General features: G+C 47.1%; 13 protein-coding genes. 2 read left to right on the plus strand and 11 right to left on the minus strand.

Features of this window, described 5'->3' with window-relative positions; translation table 11 throughout:
• Nucleotides 1-7: 7 nt before the first annotated feature.
• From leuC to leuA, 4 genes are all read right to left on the minus strand, one after another.
• Nucleotides 8-1,417 carry a 3-isopropylmalate dehydratase large subunit gene (gene leuC / locus FHQ23_RS09100; protein WP_139614052.1) on the minus strand — a complete coding sequence of 470 codons (1,410 nt, stop codon included), beginning with the start codon at nt 1,415-1,417 and terminating at the stop codon, nt 8-10.
• A gap of 37 nt (nt 1,418-1,454) precedes the next feature.
• Nucleotides 1,455-2,531, minus strand: coding sequence for a 3-isopropylmalate dehydrogenase (gene leuB / locus FHQ23_RS09105; RefSeq protein ID WP_139614053.1), 1,077 nt, complete (start codon nt 2,529-2,531; stop codon nt 1,455-1,457).
• Nucleotides 2,532-2,610: 79 nt separating this feature from the next.
• Nucleotides 2,611-3,000, minus strand: coding sequence for an endonuclease domain-containing protein (locus tag FHQ23_RS09110; protein ID WP_326480813.1), 390 nt, complete (start codon nt 2,998-3,000; stop codon nt 2,611-2,613).
• 191 nt (nt 3,001-3,191) lie between these two features.
• On the minus strand, nt 3,192-4,733 hold the full coding sequence (gene leuA / locus FHQ23_RS09115; protein WP_139614054.1) for a 2-isopropylmalate synthase: 1,542 nt from the start codon (nt 4,731-4,733) through the stop codon (nt 3,192-3,194).
• Nucleotides 4,734-5,529: 796 nt separating this feature from the next.
• On the opposite strand from leuA, the gene FHQ23_RS09120 reads away from it, so the two are divergent.
• Both FHQ23_RS09120 and torA read left to right on the plus strand, forming a co-directional pair.
• On the plus strand, nt 5,530-6,660 hold the full coding sequence (locus FHQ23_RS09120) for a NapC/NirT family cytochrome c (RefSeq protein ID WP_139614055.1): 1,131 nt from the start codon (nt 5,530-5,532) through the stop codon (nt 6,658-6,660).
• A 44-nt stretch (nt 6,661-6,704) separates the two neighbouring features.
• On the plus strand, nt 6,705-9,194 hold the full coding sequence (gene torA, locus FHQ23_RS09125; RefSeq protein ID WP_139614056.1) for a trimethylamine-N-oxide reductase TorA: 2,490 nt from the start codon (nt 6,705-6,707) through the stop codon (nt 9,192-9,194).
• Nucleotides 9,195-9,352: 158 nt separating this feature from the next.
• Here torA and glmS read toward each other — a convergent pair whose 3' ends face one another.
• The 7 genes from glmS to rpoC all read right to left on the minus strand — a co-directional run bounded on the left by glmS (nt 9,353) and on the right by rpoC (nt 19,445).
• Entirely contained in the window at nt 9,353-11,185 is a 1,833-nt protein-coding gene (gene glmS, locus FHQ23_RS09130; RefSeq protein WP_139614057.1) for a glutamine--fructose-6-phosphate transaminase (isomerizing), read from the minus strand.
• 66 nt (nt 11,186-11,251) lie between these two features.
• Complete coding sequence (locus FHQ23_RS09135; RefSeq protein ID WP_139614058.1) at nt 11,252-12,016, minus strand: DeoR/GlpR family DNA-binding transcription regulator; 765 nt, start codon at nt 12,014-12,016, stop codon at nt 11,252-11,254.
• Nucleotides 12,017-12,186: 170 nt separating this feature from the next.
• Nucleotides 12,187-12,459 carry a non-specific DNA-binding protein Hbs gene (gene hbs, locus FHQ23_RS09140; protein WP_139614059.1) on the minus strand — a complete coding sequence of 91 codons (273 nt, stop codon included), beginning with the start codon at nt 12,457-12,459 and terminating at the stop codon, nt 12,187-12,189.
• A 162-nt stretch (nt 12,460-12,621) separates the two neighbouring features.
• Nucleotides 12,622-13,212, minus strand: coding sequence for a YjaG family protein (locus tag FHQ23_RS09145; protein ID WP_139614060.1), 591 nt, complete (start codon nt 13,210-13,212; stop codon nt 12,622-12,624).
• Nucleotides 13,213-13,215: 3 nt separating this feature from the next.
• Nucleotides 13,216-14,289: a uroporphyrinogen decarboxylase gene (hemE, locus tag FHQ23_RS09150; RefSeq protein WP_139614061.1), complete on the minus strand. Its 1,074-nt coding sequence runs from the start codon at nt 14,287-14,289 to the stop codon at nt 13,216-13,218.
• A complete protein-coding gene (gene nudC / locus FHQ23_RS09155) occupies nt 14,283-15,092 on the minus strand; it encodes an NAD(+) diphosphatase (RefSeq protein ID WP_139614062.1) in 810 nt (269 codons plus the stop codon). Before nudC ends, hemE begins: the two co-directional genes overlap by 7 nt.
• A gap of 123 nt (nt 15,093-15,215) precedes the next feature.
• Entirely contained in the window at nt 15,216-19,445 is a 4,230-nt protein-coding gene (gene rpoC, locus FHQ23_RS09160) for a DNA-directed RNA polymerase subunit beta' (RefSeq protein ID WP_139614063.1), read from the minus strand.
• Nucleotides 19,446-19,488: the final 43 nt, after the last annotated feature.

Raw genomic sequence — 19,488 nt, forward strand, 5'->3', positions numbered from 1 at the left:
GAACTCCTTAATTTAATGAAACTTGACGAATATCAACAAATTTGCCGAACACCGCTGCAGCAGCAGCCATTGCCGGGCTGACCAAATGGGTACGCCCATTGCGCCCTTGGCGACCTTCAAAGTTACGGTTGCTAGTGGAAGCACAACGTTCCCATTCACCCAAACGATCATCGTTCATGCCCAAACACATTGAGCAGCCCGGATTACGCCATTCTGCGCCGGCTTCGATAAAGATTTTATCCAAGCCCTCTTGTTCCGCTTGCTCTTTGACTAAGCCTGAGCCCGGCACCACCAGCACCCGTTTGACGTTATCTGCCACTTTGCGTCCTTTCATCACCGCTGCCGCTGCGCGCAGATCTTCGATGCGCGAATTGGTGCAAGAACCGATAAACACTTGATCGACTTTAACTTCAGTTAAATCAGTATTGGCTTCTAAGCCGATATATTCCAACGCTTTTTCTGCCGAGCCACGCACCACCGGATCGTTCATTTGCGCCGGATTCGGCACCCGTTGGTCGATGCCGATTACTTGTCCCGGATTGGTGCCCCACGTCACTTGCGGAGCAATGTCTTTGGCTTCCAGCACCACCACCGTATCAAATTCAGCACCGTCATCGGTGTTTAAGGTTTTCCAATATGCCACCGCATCATCCCAATCTTTGCCTTGTGGCGCATGTGGACGACCTTTTAAATAGGCAAATGTGGTTTCGTCCGGTGCAACCAAACCGGCTTTTGCGCCCAATTCAATCGCCATGTTGCATACGGTCATCCGCCCTTCCATCGATAAATCCCGAATCGCTTCGCCGCAAAATTCAACCACATGCCCGGTACCGCCTGCCATCGTAGTTTTACCGATAATCGCCAATACGATGTCTTTGGCGGTAATACCCGGTCCAACTTTACCACGCACTTCAATTTTCATACTTTTGGCACGGGCTTGTTTCAGCGTTTGGGTGGCTAACACATGCTCTACTTCAGATGTGCCGATGCCGAATGCCAATGCACCGAAAGCGCCGTGAGTGGCAGTGTGTGAGTCGCCGCAAACGATCGTCATACCCGGCAAGGTCAGGCCCTGTTCCGGGCCCATCACATGCACGATCCCTTGCTCTTTGTTATTCATATCAAACAGCGAAATACCGGTCGCTTTACAGTTTTTATCCAGCTCCAACACCTGAATCCGCGCCTGTCCTTGCAGTTTGTTGACATCACGTTCTTGGGTGGAGATGCTGTGGTCCATGGTGCCGAAAGTCTTGCCCACTTGCCGCACTGGACGGCTTGCCACCCGTAATCCGTCAAAGGCTTGCGGACTGGTGACTTCGTGAATCAAATGGCGGTTGATGTACAGAATCGGGGTCTCGCCTTTTGCTTCGTGTACGACGTGCGCATCGAACAATTTTTCATATAATGTCTTTTTCATTTTTTAATCCGTAAATTCGTTATTTTTACAATAAAATCTAAATTTTCGCAGCAATCAAATCACCCATCTCCGAGGTGGAGAGCGGCTGGCTGTTATCGGCTAAATCAGCGGTGCGATGTCCTTCCGCCAACACGGTTTTGACCGCACTTTCAATCGCTTGTGCCGCCACTTCCAAGTTGAAGCTGTAACGTAACATCATTGCCGCCGATAAAATTTGTGCAATCGGGTTGGCAATATTTTTGCCGGCAATATCCGGTGCCGAACCGCCTGCCGGTTCGTATAAACCGAAGCCTTGTTCGTTCAGACTGGCAGATGGCAACATGCCCATCGAACCGGTGATCATCGCACATTCGTCAGAAACGATATCACCAAAAATATTCGAGCACAGCAACACATCGAAGAAAGATGGCTGTTTGATCATCTGCATAGTGGCATTGTCGATATAGATATGATCCAACCGCACTTCAGGGTAATCTTTTGCCACTTCGTTCACCACTTCGCGCCACAACACCGAGCTGGTCAGCACATTGGCTTTGTCGACTGAGGTGACATGTTTGCTGCGCTTAAGTGCGGTTTCAAACGCAATGCGTGCAATCCGTTCGATTTCATAACGGTGATACACTTCGGTATCGTAGGCTTTTTCCATTGCACCCTCGCCTTCACGCCCCTTCGGTTGCCCGAAGTAGATGCCGCCGGTCAGCTCGCGCACACAGACCATATCAAACCCGGTGGCGGCGATGTCGGCACGCAACGGACAAAATTTTTCCAAGCCTTGGTACAGCGTCGCTGGGCGCAAGTTGCAGAACAACGAGAAATGTTTTCTCAACGGTAATAACGCACCACGTTCCGGCTGCTCCGCCGGTGGCAGACTTTCCCATTTTGGACCGCCAACCGAGCCAAACAAAATCGCATCTGCCGCCTCACAGCCTTGCAGAGTCACTTCAGGTAACGCTTTACCGTGATTATCAATTCCTGCGCCCCCGACATCAAAATGGTTGTAGTTCAACTTAAACTGAAATTTTTGCTGCACCGCATCCAACACTTTGATCGCTTGTGCCATAATTTCAGGACCGATACCGTCACCGGCTAATACCGCTACGTTGTATGATTGCATGATATATTCCTTGTCTTTAATTTTTTTTCGTTTCCCTTCTCCCCTTGTGGGAGAAGGTGCCCGAAGGGCGGATGAGGGGTTATATTTCCCCTGATAATTCATAATAAATTGTTGTTAATACATTTTCTAAATCAAAATTAATTTCATCGTTGGTAAAACGAACCACATGAAATCCCAGTTGATTTAATCGTTGAGTTCGTTTTTCATCATATACTAACGCATTATCATCAAAGTGTTGCGAGCCGTCTAATTCAATAATAAGTTTATGACGATAACAAACAAAATCCACAATATAGTTTTCAATAGGAACTTGTCGCCTAAATTTATAACCCTCTAAACGTTTATCTCGCAAATGAAACCATAAGTTCTTTTCTTCTTCTGTCATATTTTTACGTAATGATAACGCATTGTGCTTAATTCGTTCTTTCATTAAATGAATCTCATAACAGTACAAAACTTCGGTTAACATCTCTTATTCTTGATGCAAGACGGTACATAGGTCGTACCCGGTAATTCCTTCTCCCCTTGTGGGAGAAGGACAGATTTTAGCGTCGTTAAGAGGCTAAAATCAGGATGAGGGGAGTACAAATTTACTTGATTTCACCCTCATCCGCCCTGCGGGCACCTTCTCCCATCAAGGGAGAAGGAATCGGTTCAATCTTATTTTTTCGCTTTTAAATCCGCCACTTTGTGCGCGCGGTAAATGGCGTTAATGGCGTGGATTAAGGCAAGGGCTGAAGATTCTACAATGTCCGTCGCAAGACCGACACCGTGGAATTTACGTCCTTCATATTCAACCACAATATCCACTTGCCCTAACGCTTCTGCGCCTTCGCCTTTTGCCACAATATTGTAATGGGACATGTTAATATCCAAACCCGTTAATGCCAAGATAGCATTATAGGTCGCATCAACCGGTCCATTACCGCCGGTGGACACTGTGCTTAATTTCTCGCCATCCAACAATAATTGCACAAAAGAGGTTGCCGGGAAATCACTGGCTGTATGCGTGGAAACTTTATCTAAGGTCAAACGATCGCCATCCCCTTGCTGCATATCGATAAATGCCAGTGCTTCCAAATCATAATCGAATACTTGCCCTTTTTTATCTGCCAATTTCAAAAAAGCATCGTACAAGTTATCTAAATCATAATCGCTCTCTGCATAGCCCATATCCGCCATATGCCCTTTCACTGCGGCACGCCCTGAACGCGCGGTTAGGTTCAATTTCTCTTTTTTCAAGCCGATCGATTCTGGTGACATAATTTCGTAAGTGTTTTTATTTTTCAGCATGCCATCTTGGTGGATACCTGACGAATGCGAAAACGCATTTTTCCCGACAATCGCTTTATTCGGCTGAATCGGCATATTGCACAACTGGCTGACCATTTGGCTGACCCGGTGAATCTCTTGGGTGTTAATTCGGGTATCCACCTTGAACATATCCTGCCGAGTTTTGATCGCCATCACCACCTCTTCAAGTGCGGTATTGCCGGCACGTTCGCCGATGCCGTTGACGGTACATTCAATCTGACGCGCCCCGTTCAACACTGCCGTCAACGAGTTAGCGGTCGCCATGCCTAAATCATTATGACAATGCACCGACACAATCGCCTTATCGATATTCGGCACTCGGTTCATCACCTGATGGATAATATTGCCATATTCAGTCGGCAGGCAAAAACCGACGGTATCTGGAATATTCACCGTGGTCGCGCCAGCATTAATCGCGGCTTCCACAATACGGCAAATATTATCAATACCGGTACGCCCTGCATCTTCGCAGGAAAATTCCACATCGTTAGTATAATTTCTGGCTCGCTTCACCGCTCTCACCGCACGCTCAACCACATCGTCAAAAGTACTTTTCAGTTTGGCTTCCACATGCAAGGCGGAACTGGCAATAAAGGTATGAATGCGAAAACGTTCTGCGTCTTTCAAGGCTTCGTACACCGCATCAATGTCTTTGTCCACTGCCCGTGACAGCCCGCACACCACCGAGTTTTTAATATGCTGTCCGATGGTGCGTACCGATTCAAAATCGCCGGAAGACGAAACCGGGAAGCCCACTTCCATCACGTCTACCCCCAAACGCTCTAATGCCAAGGCAATTTGCAATTTCTCTTTCACCGTTAAACTGGCACTCAATGCCTGCTCGCCATCACGCAAGGTGGTATCAAAAATAATCACATTATCATTCATCACATTTTCCTTATGTTGATATTGCCCAAAGTGCGGTTTATAAATGCAAAAAACCCGCAACGTTGTGCGGGTTTAAAATCTTGTTAACTGTCATTTGCCAATCATCTTCCACAGTCAAGCCGCACAATCAGTTTGCGAGCAAGAGAAGGAGAGATAAAGTAGCAAACGGGAAATTCATCTTCATATCCAAAACAGTTCAAAGTATAGCGTGGGGTTATTCTTACTTGCCAACCGCACTTTGTCAATCATTGTTATGAGATTTTTATCTAAAAATCGATCTACTTTCGCTTTTCAACAAGCATAAAATGCTACTTATATGATTTTATTAAAAATAAAATATCAATCCTTGCTTAATTTGGCAGATTTAATCAATTTTTAAATGTTTTCTAGCAGAATACTATACTAATTTAAGGTCCTTAGCATTTTATTGATGATAAATAGCGTCATATGTAAATAGAATCCTGGCAAGCAACCAATAACGTAATCCCATATTCAAAGAAGTTTTGCGCCAATTTCATTGGCTATATAAAATATCATATAGCGTATAACTCATTTCAAATTTACACTTACGTACAAATAAAACATGATGCCCGCATAATTATCGAGAAACAAATTCATTATTAATCAATATATTAAGATATATTATTAGAGCCATAACTTCACGAACGGCTATCAACTATTTAATTTTAAAATAAAAAATAATTATATTTGATTTATATCAAACACTTTTTTTCTATTTTGAATAAGATACGCTTGAATCATAACTATAACGAGTTAAATCATTAGAGGTATCTTTATGTGGGTGAAAAAGAAAGGAATCTTATTCGGGGTATTACTTTTTATTTTGGGCGGGTTGGCATTGTGGCTCACCCAGGGCGTTTTTCACCAAACCAATTCCACCGAGTTTTGTGTCAGCTGCCACTCGATGAGCTTTCCAAAAGAGGAGTGGGAAGGTAGTGTACATTTTGCTAACCGTAAAGGCATTCGCGCTGAGTGTGCCGACTGCCACCTGCCACCGGATAGCTGGCACTATGTGAAAGCCAAAGTCATGGCGGTGAAAGATGTCTGGGGTGAGATCACCGGCAAAATTCCGGATCAAGAGGCCTATGAAGCGCACCGTCTGGAAATGGCGCAAGCAGTCTGGAAAAACATGAAAGAACAAGACTCTTCCACTTGTCGCACATGCCACAAAACCGATGCTTGGATTTTGGGCGAACAGTCGGAACAGGCACAAACCATGCATAAGTTGGCGCTAGAAACCAACCAAACCTGTATCGACTGCCACAAAGGACTGGTGCATTTTATGCCGGATATCCCGACAGACTCCAGTGCCGCCAGCGGAGAACTGAGCAAACATGCCGCCGATTTCAATAGCCACGATCCAGAATTGTATGCGCTAGCGATTACTGCTGCTAAAACCGGAAACGGTGAAATCCGTCTGATGCCGTTTGCCAAACTGATCGACTGGAAAGCTGAGGGCGATGATGTTCATGCGATGGTGGAGGGTTGGCAGCAAGCCGGGGCGGAAAACCTGCTGTATCAACAGATGGGAAAACGCATTATCGTCGGGGTGCTGGACGACAGTGCCAAAGCCGATGTTGAAGTCATCAAAACCATACATGACTCAGTGACCAATTCCAACTGGAATGAAGTCAAGCTCAATGTCTCGATTGGCAAAAATGCCCTGACCGCCGATCTAGATGCCTTGAACAGCTACGGTAAAAGCTTGGATCAAACCCATTGCAGCACCTGCCATGCACCGATTGCTGCCGACCACTACACCGCAAATCAATGGGTGGGGGTGATCAATTCCATGAAAGACCGCACTTCGATGAGTGATGCTGAAGTGCGGGCAGTCACGATTTATTTACAACATTTTGCCAAAGATATGGCACCTAGCGAGGCTGCTCAATCTGGCGCACATTGATTACACTGACACAACGATAACGGTTAATTAACAAGGAGATATACATGAGTCATACTAAAAAAATTAACGGCAGCCGCCGTCAATTCCTGAAAACCACTTCACTGGGTACTGTCGGTATGGCAGCCACTGGCGGGATTACCACCAACTTGCTCGCGTCAAGTAAAGCGATGGCAGCGGAGTCGTCCACAGTGATGTCCGCCGCCCACTGGGGACCGCTCGGAATTGTGGTTGAAGACGGCAAAGTGGTGAAATCCGGTCCGGCAATCGAACCAACTATTGCCAATGAACTGCAAACCGTTGTCGCTGAGCAGGTGCATAGTGACGTGCGGGTTAAGTATCCGATGGTGCGGAAAGGCTATCTGGAGAATCCGGGTAAAAGCGATACCAGCTTGCGCGGACATGACCAATGGGTGCGAGTTTCTTGGGACAAAGCGCTGGAATTGGTACATAACGGCTTAAAACAAGTTCGCGATAGCCAAGGGCCTTCCGGTGTATTTGCCGGTTCCTACGGCTGGTACAGCTCCGGCTCGCTGCATGCCAGCCGCACTTTGTTACACCGTTTTATGAATCTGACCGGTGGCTTCGTCGGTACCAAAGGGGACTACTCCACCGGGGCTGCCCAGGTGATCATGCCGCATGTGATGGGAACCATCGAAGTTTACGAGCAACAAACCAGTTGGGAAATGGTGTTGGAACATTCCGAAATTGTCGTGCTATGGTCAGCCAACCCGATGACCACACTGCGTAACGCTTGGACCTCCACCGATCAACAGGGAACCGACTACTTCAAAAAGCTGAAAGAGAGTGGTAAACGGGTGATCTGTATCGATCCGGTGCGCAGCGAAACCTGCGATTATCTGGGGGCCGAATGGGTTCCGGTCAATACCGCCACCGATGTGCCGTTGATGCTGGGCATCGCACATAGTTTGATCACCGCAGGCAAACATGACCAAGAATTCCTGAAAAAATATACTGTCGGTTATGACAAATTCGAAGCCTATGTGTTGGGTAAAGCCGAAGATGCCATAGTTAAAGATGCCGCTTGGGCCAGCCAAATTTGTGGTGTCCCAGCAGAAACCATCAAACAACTGGCACTGGATTTTGCCGCCAAACGCACCATGTTGATGGGCGGCTGGGGCATGCAGCGCCAACGCCACGGCGAACAAACGCATTGGACACTGGTCACATTAGCTTCCATGTTGGGACAAATCGGTTTGCCAGGCGGCGGGTTCGGTTTAAGCTACCACTATGCCAACGGTGGAGCGCCAACCGCAACCGGTGGCATTGTCGGGGCAATTTCAGCCAACACCTCCGGTGAAAGCGGTGGGCAAACTTGGCTGGACGAAACCTCAAAAATGAGCTTCCCGCTGGCACGTATCTCTGATGCGCTCCTCAATCCGGGCAAAGTGATCCAATATAATGGCACTGAAGTGACTTATCCGGATATTAAATTGATCTATTGGGCGGGTGGCAACCCATTCACTCACCATCAAGACACTAACACCTTGATCAAGGCTTGGCAAAAACCGGAGACCGTGATTGTCAACGAGATTTACTGGACACCAACTGCCCGAATGGCGGATATCGTCCTGCCGGTCACCACCTCGTTTGAACGTAACGATTTAACCATGAGCGGCGACTACTCGATGTTGAATATCTTCCCGATGAAAAAAGCGGTCGAGCCACAATTTGAAGCGAAAAGTGATTATGATATTTTCGCTGCGCTGTCGAAACTGGCTGGCGTGGAAGATAAATTTACCGAAGGCAAATCAGAGATGGATTGGCTGAAAGGTTTCTATCAATCCGCTTATGATGCGGCGCGTAAAAATCGGGTCGTGATGCCACGCTTTGAACAGTTCTGGGAAGCCAATCAGCCGATTACGTTTAAAGTGGGCGATAAAGCCAAGCAATGGGTGCGATATGCCGAATTCCGTGCCGATCCGCTGCTCAATCCTCTGGGCACACCATCGGGTAAAATTGAGATCTACTCCGATACCGTTGCTAAAATGGGCTATGACGACTGCAAAGGTCATCCAAGCTGGATGGTGCCGGAAGAATATGCCGGTAACACCACCGCCGAAGCACCACTGGCGTTGGTCACACCGCACCCTTATTACCGTTTGCACAGCCAATTGTGTTTCTCGACCGCACTGCGTGAGAAATATACCGTCAACGGACGTGAACCGGTATTGATCCATCCGGATGATGCACAAGCACGCGGCATCGCAAACGGTGATATCGTACGCTTGTTCAATCAACGTGGGCAAGTGCTTGCCGGAGCAGTGGTGAGTGATGGCGTGATTAAAGGCACAGTCGCCTTACACGAAGGGGCGTGGTACGACCCTGCCGAGTTGGGCACCGCAGAAAAACCGCTGTGTAAATTCGGTAACCCGAATGTGCTGACCATGGACATCGGCACCTCCAAACTGGCACAAGGCAACTCGCCTAACACCGCTATTTTGCAAGTAGAAAAATACAGTGGTGAAGCACCGGCGGTCAGTGTGTTCAGCGAACCGAAATATACCACGGCATAGTTGATATAATTGACAGGCATATACAACAAAATCCCGATCAAATAGATCGGGATTTTTTGATGAGATAAAACCCTCTGGCTTTTCTTTAACCGATTAAAAGACCGCACTTTCGGTTCCAACCCCAAAGTGCGGTTTCCTTTCGATAAAGGCAGTCTACCTTATTCCACTGTCACCGCTTTTGCCAAGTTACGTGGTTGATCGACATCGGTGCCTTTGATTAAAGCAACGTGGTATGCCAACAACTGCATTGGTACGGTATAGAAAATCGGTGCCACGACTTCATCCACTTCTGGCATGGTGATGATTTTCATATCTGGAGTCGAAGTAAACCCGGCTTTTTCATCGGCAAACACATACAACTGACCGCCACGAGCACGCACTTCTTCGATATTGGATTTCAATTTTTCCAACAATTCATTGTTCGGTGCCACCACTACCACCGGCATATCCGCATCAATCAAGGCTAACGGGCCGTGTTTCAACTCACCAGCGGCATAGGCTTCGGCATGGATATAGGAAATTTCTTTCAATTTTAACGCCGCTTCCATCGCAATCGGGTAGTATTCGCCACGCCCTAAGAACAGAGTATGGTGCTTCTCGGCAAAATCTTCTGATAATTTTTCAATTGCGCTATCAAACGCCAACGCTTGCTCGATTTTTGCCGGCAGGCTTTGCAGTGATTTGATGATTGCACGCTCTTTTTCAGCAGAAATATTGCCGTTTAATTTGCCGATCGCCAGCACCAATAATAACATCGTCGCCAATTGAGTGGTAAAGGCTTTGGTTGATGCGACCCCGATTTCAACCCCGGCACGGGTCATAAACGCCAAGTCAGATTCCCGCACCAATGATGAACCGGAAACGTTACAAATTGTCATTGCCGACATATAACCTTTCTCTTTGGCAAGACGCAATGCCGCCAAGGTATCGGCGGTTTCACCAGATTGCGACAGGGTCAGCAACAGGCTGTTCGGACGGGTCACAAATTTACGATAACGGAATTCAGAGGCAATTTCCACATCGCAGCTGACCCCTGCTAACGCTTCGAACCAGTAACGTGCCGCCATGCCGGAATTGTACGACGTTCCGCACGCCACGATTTGCACGTGTTCCACTTTTTCCAAAATTTCGCGCGCACCATTACCAATGCTTTCGATAATTACGCTATCATTGGCGATCCGCCCTTCCAGCGTATTGACAATCGCAGTCGGCTGCTCAAAAATCTCTTTTTGCATAAAATGACGATATTTGCCTTTTTCGGCAGCATCATTTTCCAGGTTGGATTCGTGCACCTGACGCTCAACCTTCTCACCGTCACGGCTATAAATATCAATGTTACGGCGGCTGATTTCAGCAATATCACCCTCTTCCAAGAAGATAAACCGACGAGTAACGCTTAACAATGCCAACTGGTCGGAAGCCAAGAAGTTTTCCCCCAAACCTAAGCCGATCACCAACGGACTGCCAGAGCGCGCCGCAATCAGGTGTTCCGGCTGTGCGCGGTGTAACACCACCATACCGTAAGCACCGGTCAGTTGTCGCACGGTTTTTTGTACCGCTTCCAGCAAACTTGTCGAAGTGCGGTTTTCCCATTCGACCAAATGAGCGATCACTTCGGTATCGGTTTGCGAAGTGAAGACGTAACCGCGCGCTTGTAAGGTTTCGCGCAATTCTTCATGGTTTTCGATAATGCCGTTATGCACCACGGTAATCTCGCCGGAAACATGCGGGTGTGCATTGGCTTCTGACGGTTCACCATGGGTTGCCCAACGAGTGTGTGCAATCCCTGTGCCGCCGATTAACGGCTGTTTGGCGACTGCTTCGTCCAGCGCCTTCACTTTTCCTAAACAGCGCACCCGTTGTAAATTATGCTGTTCATCAACCACAGCAACACCGGCAGAATCATAACCACGATATTCCAAACGGTGTAAACCTTCAATTAAAATTTCTGCCACATCACGTTGAGCAACAGCACCTACGATTCCACACATCGTTTTTTCCTCTATTTAACAAATAAAAATAATAAAAATCAGTTTCTCACGATCAATCCACAGCCGTTAGTTTGCGAGAACCACTTCAACATTCTGCAATTCAATCTGAGAGATTAGTTCGCTCGCAATCTGGTTATCTGTCACTAATACATCAATTTGATCCCAGCTTAGTTCCAGATTCGGCATTTTGCGCCCAATTTTTTGTGATTCAACCATCACCACCACTTCTCGCGCCGTTTCTGCCATTACCCGACTTAAACCGACCAGCTCATTAAACGTGGTGGTGCCACGCGCCAAATCAATGCCATCTGCACCAATAAACAATTGGTCAAAATCATAAGAACGTAGCACCTGCTCTGCAACCTGCCCCTGAAAGGATTCAGAACGGATATCCCATGTGCCGCCGGTCATCAGCAAAGTCGGTTCATTTTCCAGCTCGGTCAGTTGATTGGCGACTGCCAGTGAGTTAGTCATTACCACCAAGCCCTGCTTTGGATTAAGCTGCTTAATCAACGCCGCAGTGGTACTGCCGGAATCAATGATAATCCGGTTATGATCGCGAATCCGTGCTGCGGCAGCTTTGGCAATCGATAACTTATTTTGTGAAAATGGCTCATCGGATTCGTCATTCAGAATCTCACTGGGCATCAAAATCGCCCCTCCATAACGACGCAACAGCAAACCATTGCTTTCAAGTGCGGTCAAATCCTTACGAATCGTTACTTCCGAAGTATTAAAATGCTGCACCAGTCGCTCGACCGACACCTCCCCCTGCTGTTGTAGCAGTTGCATAATCAAGTGGCGGCGCTGTGTACTATTTCGTTTTGACATTTTCCCCTACTAAAAAAGCCTCATAAGTTTCGGTTCGAAATAATATCGAAACATATTCAAAACTTCAACTATTCTTTTATCAAATAAAGTAAAAAACAGATATTGCCAAATTTCAGATATAAAAAAACCTCTGTCGCCAGAGGTTCTTATCACAAAAAATTCAATTCTTATTATTTGATCGCATCTTTCAATGCTTTACCGGAAACAAACGCAGGCACTTTAGCGGCTGCAATTTGGATTTCCTGTCCGGTTTGTGGGTTACGACCAGTACGGGCCTGGCGTTGGTTCACTTTGAAAGTACCGAAACCGATCAATTGAACCGGATCGCCCGCTTTCAGACTATCAGTAATTGCGCTTAAAGTCGCTTCTAAAGCTGCTTTAGCTTGTTTTTTGTTTAACTCTGCAGCAGATGCAATTGCATCAATCAGTTCTGCTTTATTCATAAGATAGTACCCCTTGTTATTGATGTTTAAGTTAAGCTTTTGTATGGATTGAATATCTGGATATTCTTGGTGCAATAGCTGTCTAAAAACAGTAACCTAAGATTAATCTAAGTTGCTTGAGATTGAAAGCTATAAATCATTAAATTCAGCGAAAAATCACACTTAAAGGTCAATTTTTATACCGATATTACTAACTGCTTCTTCGCGTAATTCATTTTTAAGGCCCAGCAGCAATTCAACATCCCGTTCTTCCGCTTCATTTAAGGTGCGGTAAATCAGCCATTGCACGTCTAATTCTTGTTGAATCTCTGCCGACTCTTTAAGTTCTTTTTCATTTAAAGTGCGGTCTTGTTCGGTTTCCAATAGAGAAGTCACGGTCTGCAGTGACAATTTACTGACCAGGATCGCCTGTTCTAAGCTTGATCCGGAAATAATGGTATGTAGCACTTGCGACAAGCCTTCGCAGGCATCTGCCGCTGGAATAACACCATAAGAATCGTATTCATTAATATCCGGAATAATCGCTTCCAGCTTCTCCAGTTGTGATTCAAAATTAATTTTCGCCCCTTTAACTGTCAAATATTCCCAAACCAGATTGAGAATATTGTGATATACCTTGCTGTCCTGCGTTTTATCCTGCATTTGGCAAAACAACTGAAAATTAGGATACATTCTTTCGCACAAACAGAGCATAAACGCCAAATGCTGCCAAGTTTCAAAATGTTCCAAGCGTTTTTGAATCGGGTTGCGCATCTGTTATTTCTCCGTTGTGTGGTAAGGCTGTGAAAAACGGTGCACCGCATCAACCAGATATTTCGGGCTTTCCGGTGAGACATCTTGATGAATACCGTGTCCCAAATTGAACACGTGTCCGCTGCCTGCGCCAAAATCCTGTAAAGTTTGCTGCACTTCCTGTTCAATCCGTGCTTGATCGGCATACAGCACGCTCGGATCGATATTCCCTTGCAAGGCAACCTTATGCCCGACTCGGGCGCGCGCTTGTGCTAAATCCACCGTCCAATCCAAGCCCAGCGCATCACAACCGGTTGCTGCCATCGCTTCTAGCCATAAACCACCGCCTTTGGTGAACAGCGTCACCGGCACACGACGACCACGATAATCACGAATTAAGCCATCCACAATTTTGTGCATATATTGCAGTGAGAAATCACGATAATCACGGTGCGCCAACACACCACCCCAAGTATCAAATACCATTACCGCCTGCGCACCAGCTTTGATTTGTGCATTCAGATACAAAATGACGCTATCTGCCAGTTTATCCAACAGTTGGTGTAGCAAGTGCGGTTCGGCATATAACATTTTTTTAATTTTAGTGAAGGCCTTGCTACTGCCGCCTTCGACCATATAGGTCGCCAACGTCCAAGGGCTGCCGGAAAAACCAATTAATGGCACGCTACCGTCCAGCGCTTTGTGAATGGTACGCACCGCATTCATCACATACTGCAACTCTTGCTCCGGATCAGGAATCGGTAGATTAGTCACATCACGCTGATTTTCAATCGGTTTGGCAAATTTAGGTCCTTCTCCGGCACCAAAACTCAAACCTAAGCCCATCGCATCTGGAATGGTAAGGATATCAGAGAACAGAATCGCCGCGTCTAACGCATAACGACGTAGCGGCTGCAAGGTGACTTCGCATGCCAGTTCTTGATTGCGGCACAGCGACATAAAATCCCCAGCTTCGGCTCTGGTTGCCTTATATTCCGGCAAATAACGTCCAGCTTGGCGCATCATCCAAATCGGGGTCATATCGACTGGTTGGCGCAATAACGCACGTAAATAACGATCATTTTTTAATGCTAACATTTTTCTTCCTTATTATTGTTCTGTTGTGCTTCATCTGCACAAATCTGTTGGCTGAGTTCAATCAGCTTGCGTGCAATCGTACCCGGTGGCGGCAAGTGCGGTAGCGCTTCATCATAGCGAAACCAACGTGCATCATTCAATTCTTCCGGCTGGATTGCAATCTCTCCCTCGGCATAATCCGCTAAAAAACCCAACATCAACGAATTCGGGAACGACCACGGCTGGCTGCTAATGTAACGCAGATTTTTTATTTTCAAACCACTCTCTTCAAAGACTTCACGTTCTACAGTCTGCTCCAACGTTTCGCCCACTTCCACAAAACCGGCAAGCGTGGTATAAATTTTTTCTTCACGATGGCGTATATGATTTGCCAGTAAAATAGAATCGCCTTTGCGCACAGCGACAATGATCGACGGCGCAATCATAGGGTAAGTGCGGTGTTGGCACTGCGTACATTCGACCGCCCATTCTTGAGGTGTCATTACTTGGGTTTTAGCACCACAAACTCCACAAAAACGATGGGTTTTCCAAAAATAATTGAGCGCCACGCCACGATTCAGTAAATTGAAAATCCGTTCCGGCAGAATCAATTGATCACGCAACGAGAAATAATCACGGCTGTCATCAAACTCTTCCACCAACCAAAGCGGTGCATCTTGATATTCGCCGATTACCATACCGCACTTATCGTTTAGCGCTAACTCATCAGCCGTTCCGAACGGCAGTTTGCCCTGTAACAAGTAAATATTGCTGCCTTTGGTCAACAACCAATAACCAAAATCTTTCGCCTGTAAGCGCTGCATTTGTTCTCCAATAGCATAAATTTGTCGCTATTATAAAGCATTATCGCAGTGGAAAGTATTAAAAAGCCACAAAAAAAGCCCAAAGTGCGTTAACACTTTGGGCTTCTGATTCAAACGGTTCGCTTACTCGAAATCAGCCGACATATTCAGCATTTCAGCCAAATTCGCGGTTGCTTCATCAGTATCAAACTTCGTTTCGATCTCTTCCAACGGTATGTTTTCTGCCTTAGCCATTTTATTGCTGTGGCGGTTTTGGTGATAAACATAACCGGTACCAGCCGGAATCAAGCGACCCACGATGACGTTTTCTTTCAGACCACGCAACTCGTCACGTTTACCGGCAACTGCCGCTTCAGTTAACACGCGCGTGGTTTCTTGGAACGATGCCGCCGAAATAAACGACTCAGTCGCCAAGGACGCTTTGGTAATACCTAGTAACTCACGCTCGAATTCAACCAATGGCTTACCTTCAGCCTCGCGTTGGCGATTCACGATTTTCACGCGCGCCACTTCCACTTGCTCACCTTCCAAGAATTCGGAATCATGCGCTTGGGTAATAATCGCTTTACGCAACATTTGACGTACAATCACTTCAATGTGCTTATCGTTGATTTTTACCCCTTGCAGGCGGTAAACTTCTTGCACTTCGTTGACGATATATTCGGTTACCGCACGGATTCCTCGCAAGCGCAGAATATCATGTGGCGTTTCCGCCCCTTCGGAGATAATATCGCCGCGCGACACCAATTCGCCTTCGAATACGTTCAATTGACGCCATTTCGGGATCATCTCTTCATATACTTCGCCTTCACTCGGTGTAATCAGTAAACGACGTTTACCCTTGGTCTCTTTACCAAATGAGACGATACCAGAAATCTCTGCCATAATCGCAGGCTCTTTCGGTTTACGCGCTTCAAACAAATCAGCAACACGCGGCAAACCACCGGTAATATCTTTGGTTCCAGCAGACTCTTGCGGAATACGCGCTAATGGTTCCCCGATATTGATTTCGGCATTATCGTCCAAGGTGACAATTGCTTTACCTGGCAAGAAATATTGCGCAGGCACATCAGTGCCGGCAATCAGTACCGGATTGCCTTTGGCATCGACCACGCGCAACGCCGGACGCAAGTCTTTACCAGCAGTCGCACGTTCACCGACATCCTGCACCACAACGGAAGACAATCCTGTCAATTCGTCGGTTTGACGGCTAACCGTCACCCCATCAACGATATCCACGAACTGCACAAAACCTTCTACTTCCGAGATAACCGGCATGGTATGCGGATCCCAGTTAGCGATGATTTCGCCGGCATTGACATCACTGCCGTCATGCTTGCTCAACGTCGCTCCGTAAGGCACTTTATAGTTCTCTTTGGTGCGTCCGAAGCCATCAATAACCGTCAACTCGGTATTACGCGAAGTAATCACCAATTTGCCGTCTTTATTTGTAACGAATTTAGCATTTGCCAAACGCACGCTACCGTTATTTTTGATCTGAATGCTGGATTCAGAAGCCGCTCTGGAAGCCGCCCCCCCGATGTGGAACGTCCGCATCGTTAACTGTGTTCCCGGCTCACCGATGGACTGCGCGGCAATAACGCCAACCGCTTCACCATTGTTGATGATATGCCCGCGCGCCAAATCACGACCATAACACTTCGCGCACACACCAAAATCAGTTTGGCAGGTTACCACTGACCGCACTTTGATGCTGTCTACCGAGTTGGCGTCAATTACATCGCACAATTTTTCATCTAGCAAAGTATTACGCGGAATCAAGACCTGATCAGTGCCCGGTACCAGAACATCTTCTGCCACCACACGCCCCAATACGCGTTCACGCAACGCCTCTTTGACATCACCACCCTCGATTAACGGGGTCATGACAATACCTTCTTCGGTGCCGCAATCGTCTTCAACAATCACCAAATCTTGCGCCACGTCAACCAGACGGCGGGTCAAGTAACCGGAGTTCGCTGTTTTAAGTGCGGTATCTGCCAAACCTTTACGCGCCCCGTGGGTGGAAATAAAGTATTGCAGTACGTTCAAGCCTTCACGGAAGTTCGCAGTGATCGGTGTTTCAATGATCGAGCCGTCCGGACGCGCCATCAAGCCCCGCATTCCCGCCAGCTGACGAATCTGCGCCGCAGAACCCCGCGCTCCAGAATCCGCCATCATAAAGATGCTGTTAAAGGAGGCTTGTTTTTCCGGCACTCCGTCACGATTAATCACTTCTTCGGTTGATAGGTTTTCCATCATCGCTTTGGCAACACGTTCATTCGCTGCCGCCCAAATATCGATGACTTTATTGTAACGCTCACCGGCAGTCACAAGGCCCGATTGGAATTGCTCCTGAATCTCTTCAACTTCACTTTCCGCTGCAGAAATAATTTCATTTTTCTGATCCGGAATCACCATATCATCAATCCCGACCGATGCGCCGGAACGTGCCGCATAGGCAAAACCGGTGTACATGATTTGGTCGGCAAAAATGACGCTGGATTTCATACCCAACAAACGGTAACAGGCGTTGATTAAACGAGAAATCGCCTTTTTGCCTAAAGTTTGGTTAAACAACTCGAATGGCATACCTCTCGGCGCAATCATCCATAAAATTGCACGCCCGATAGTGGTTTCGGTCAGCGTGGTGACGGCTTCAAACTCATTGCTAGAAGACTTCACATATTCGGTGATCCGCACTTTAACCCGTGCATGCAGTTCCGCTTGCCCAGTACGGTAGGCTTTCTCTGCCTCCAGTGGATTTTGCAGATACATGCCTTCGCCTTTAGCGTTGACTTTTTCACGGGTCATGTAATACAGACCCAACACCACGTCTTGTGACGGCACAATGATCGGCTCACCGTTTGCCGGTGATAAGATATTGTTAGTCGACATCATCAACGCACGTGCTTCCAATTGCGCTTCCAGCGTCAACGGTACGTGTACCGCCATTTGGTCTCCGTCAAAGTCGGCGTTGAATGCCGCACACACCAATGGGTGTAACTGGATGGCTTTACCTTCGATCAACAACGGCTCGAATGCTTGGATCCCCAAACGGTGCAAGGTTGGCGCACGGTTCAACAGAATCGGGTGTTCGCGGATAACATCAGCTAGAATATCCCAAACAATCGCATCTTCACGCTCCACCATTTTCTTGGCAGCTTTGATGGTTGAAGCATAGCCTTGGCTTTCTAATTTGGCATAGATAAACGGACGGAACAGTTCCAGCGCCATTTTTTTCGGCAAACCACATTGATGCAAATGCAGGTATGGACCGACGGTAATAACCGAACGACCGGAATAGTCAACCCGTTTACCTAACAAGTTTTGACGGAAACGACCTTGTTTTCCTTTGATCATATCCGCAAGGGATTTCAGCGCACGTTTGTTGGAACCAGTGATCGCACGACCACGGCGACCGTTGTCTAACAATGCATCGACCGATTCTTGCAGCATCCGTTTTTCGTTGCGTACGATAATATCCGGTGCAACCAGATCCAGTAAGCGTTTCAAACGGTTGTTACGGTTGATCACCCGACGATATAAATCGTTCAAATCAGAGGTCGCAAAACGACCGCCATCCAACGGCACTAACGGACGCAGATCTGGCGGTAATACCGGTAGCACGGTCAACACCATCCACTCTGGATTGTTGCCGGATTGAATAAAAGCTTCCAGCAATTTCAAGCGTTTAGTAATTTTTTTACGTTTAGTTTCCGAACTGGTTTCTTGCAGCTCTTCACGCAGCGTTTCGCATTGGTGCGCCAAATCCATTTGTTGCAACAAATGTTGGATAGCTTCTGCCCCCATTTTGGCTTCGAATTCGTCCGCCCAACGGTCTTCCGCATCCATAAATTGTTCTTCGGTCAACAGTTGACCGCGCTCCAAGTCGGTCATACCCGGCTCGGTGACGATATAGCTTTCGAAATACAGCACGCGTTCAATATCACGCAACGGCATATCTAACAATAAACCGATACGGGACGGCAATGATTTTAAGAACCAGATGTGCGCTACCGGTGAAGCCAGCTCAATGTGTCCCATACGCTCACGACGTACTTTGGTTTGCGTAACTTCGACACCGCACTTTTCACAGATCACGCCACGATGTTTTAAACGTTTGTATTTTCCGCACAAACATTCGTAATCTTTAACCGGCCCGAAAATGCGTGCACAGAATAAACCGTCACGTTCCGGTTTAAACGTACGGTAGTTAATGGTTTCTGGCTTTTTCACTTCACCGAACGACCATGAACGGATCATGTCGGGAGAAGCCAGCCCAATTTTAATCACATCAAAATCTTCTGAAGATTTCGTTTGTGCTTTCAAAAACTTAACTAAGTCTTTCACAGATTTGCTCCTGTCGGAGTTAAACTTAATTCAAGTGCGGTCA

Source organism: Testudinibacter crocodili (assembly GCF_006228025.1).
Taxonomy (GTDB): Bacteria; Pseudomonadota; Gammaproteobacteria; order Enterobacterales; family Pasteurellaceae; genus Chelonobacter.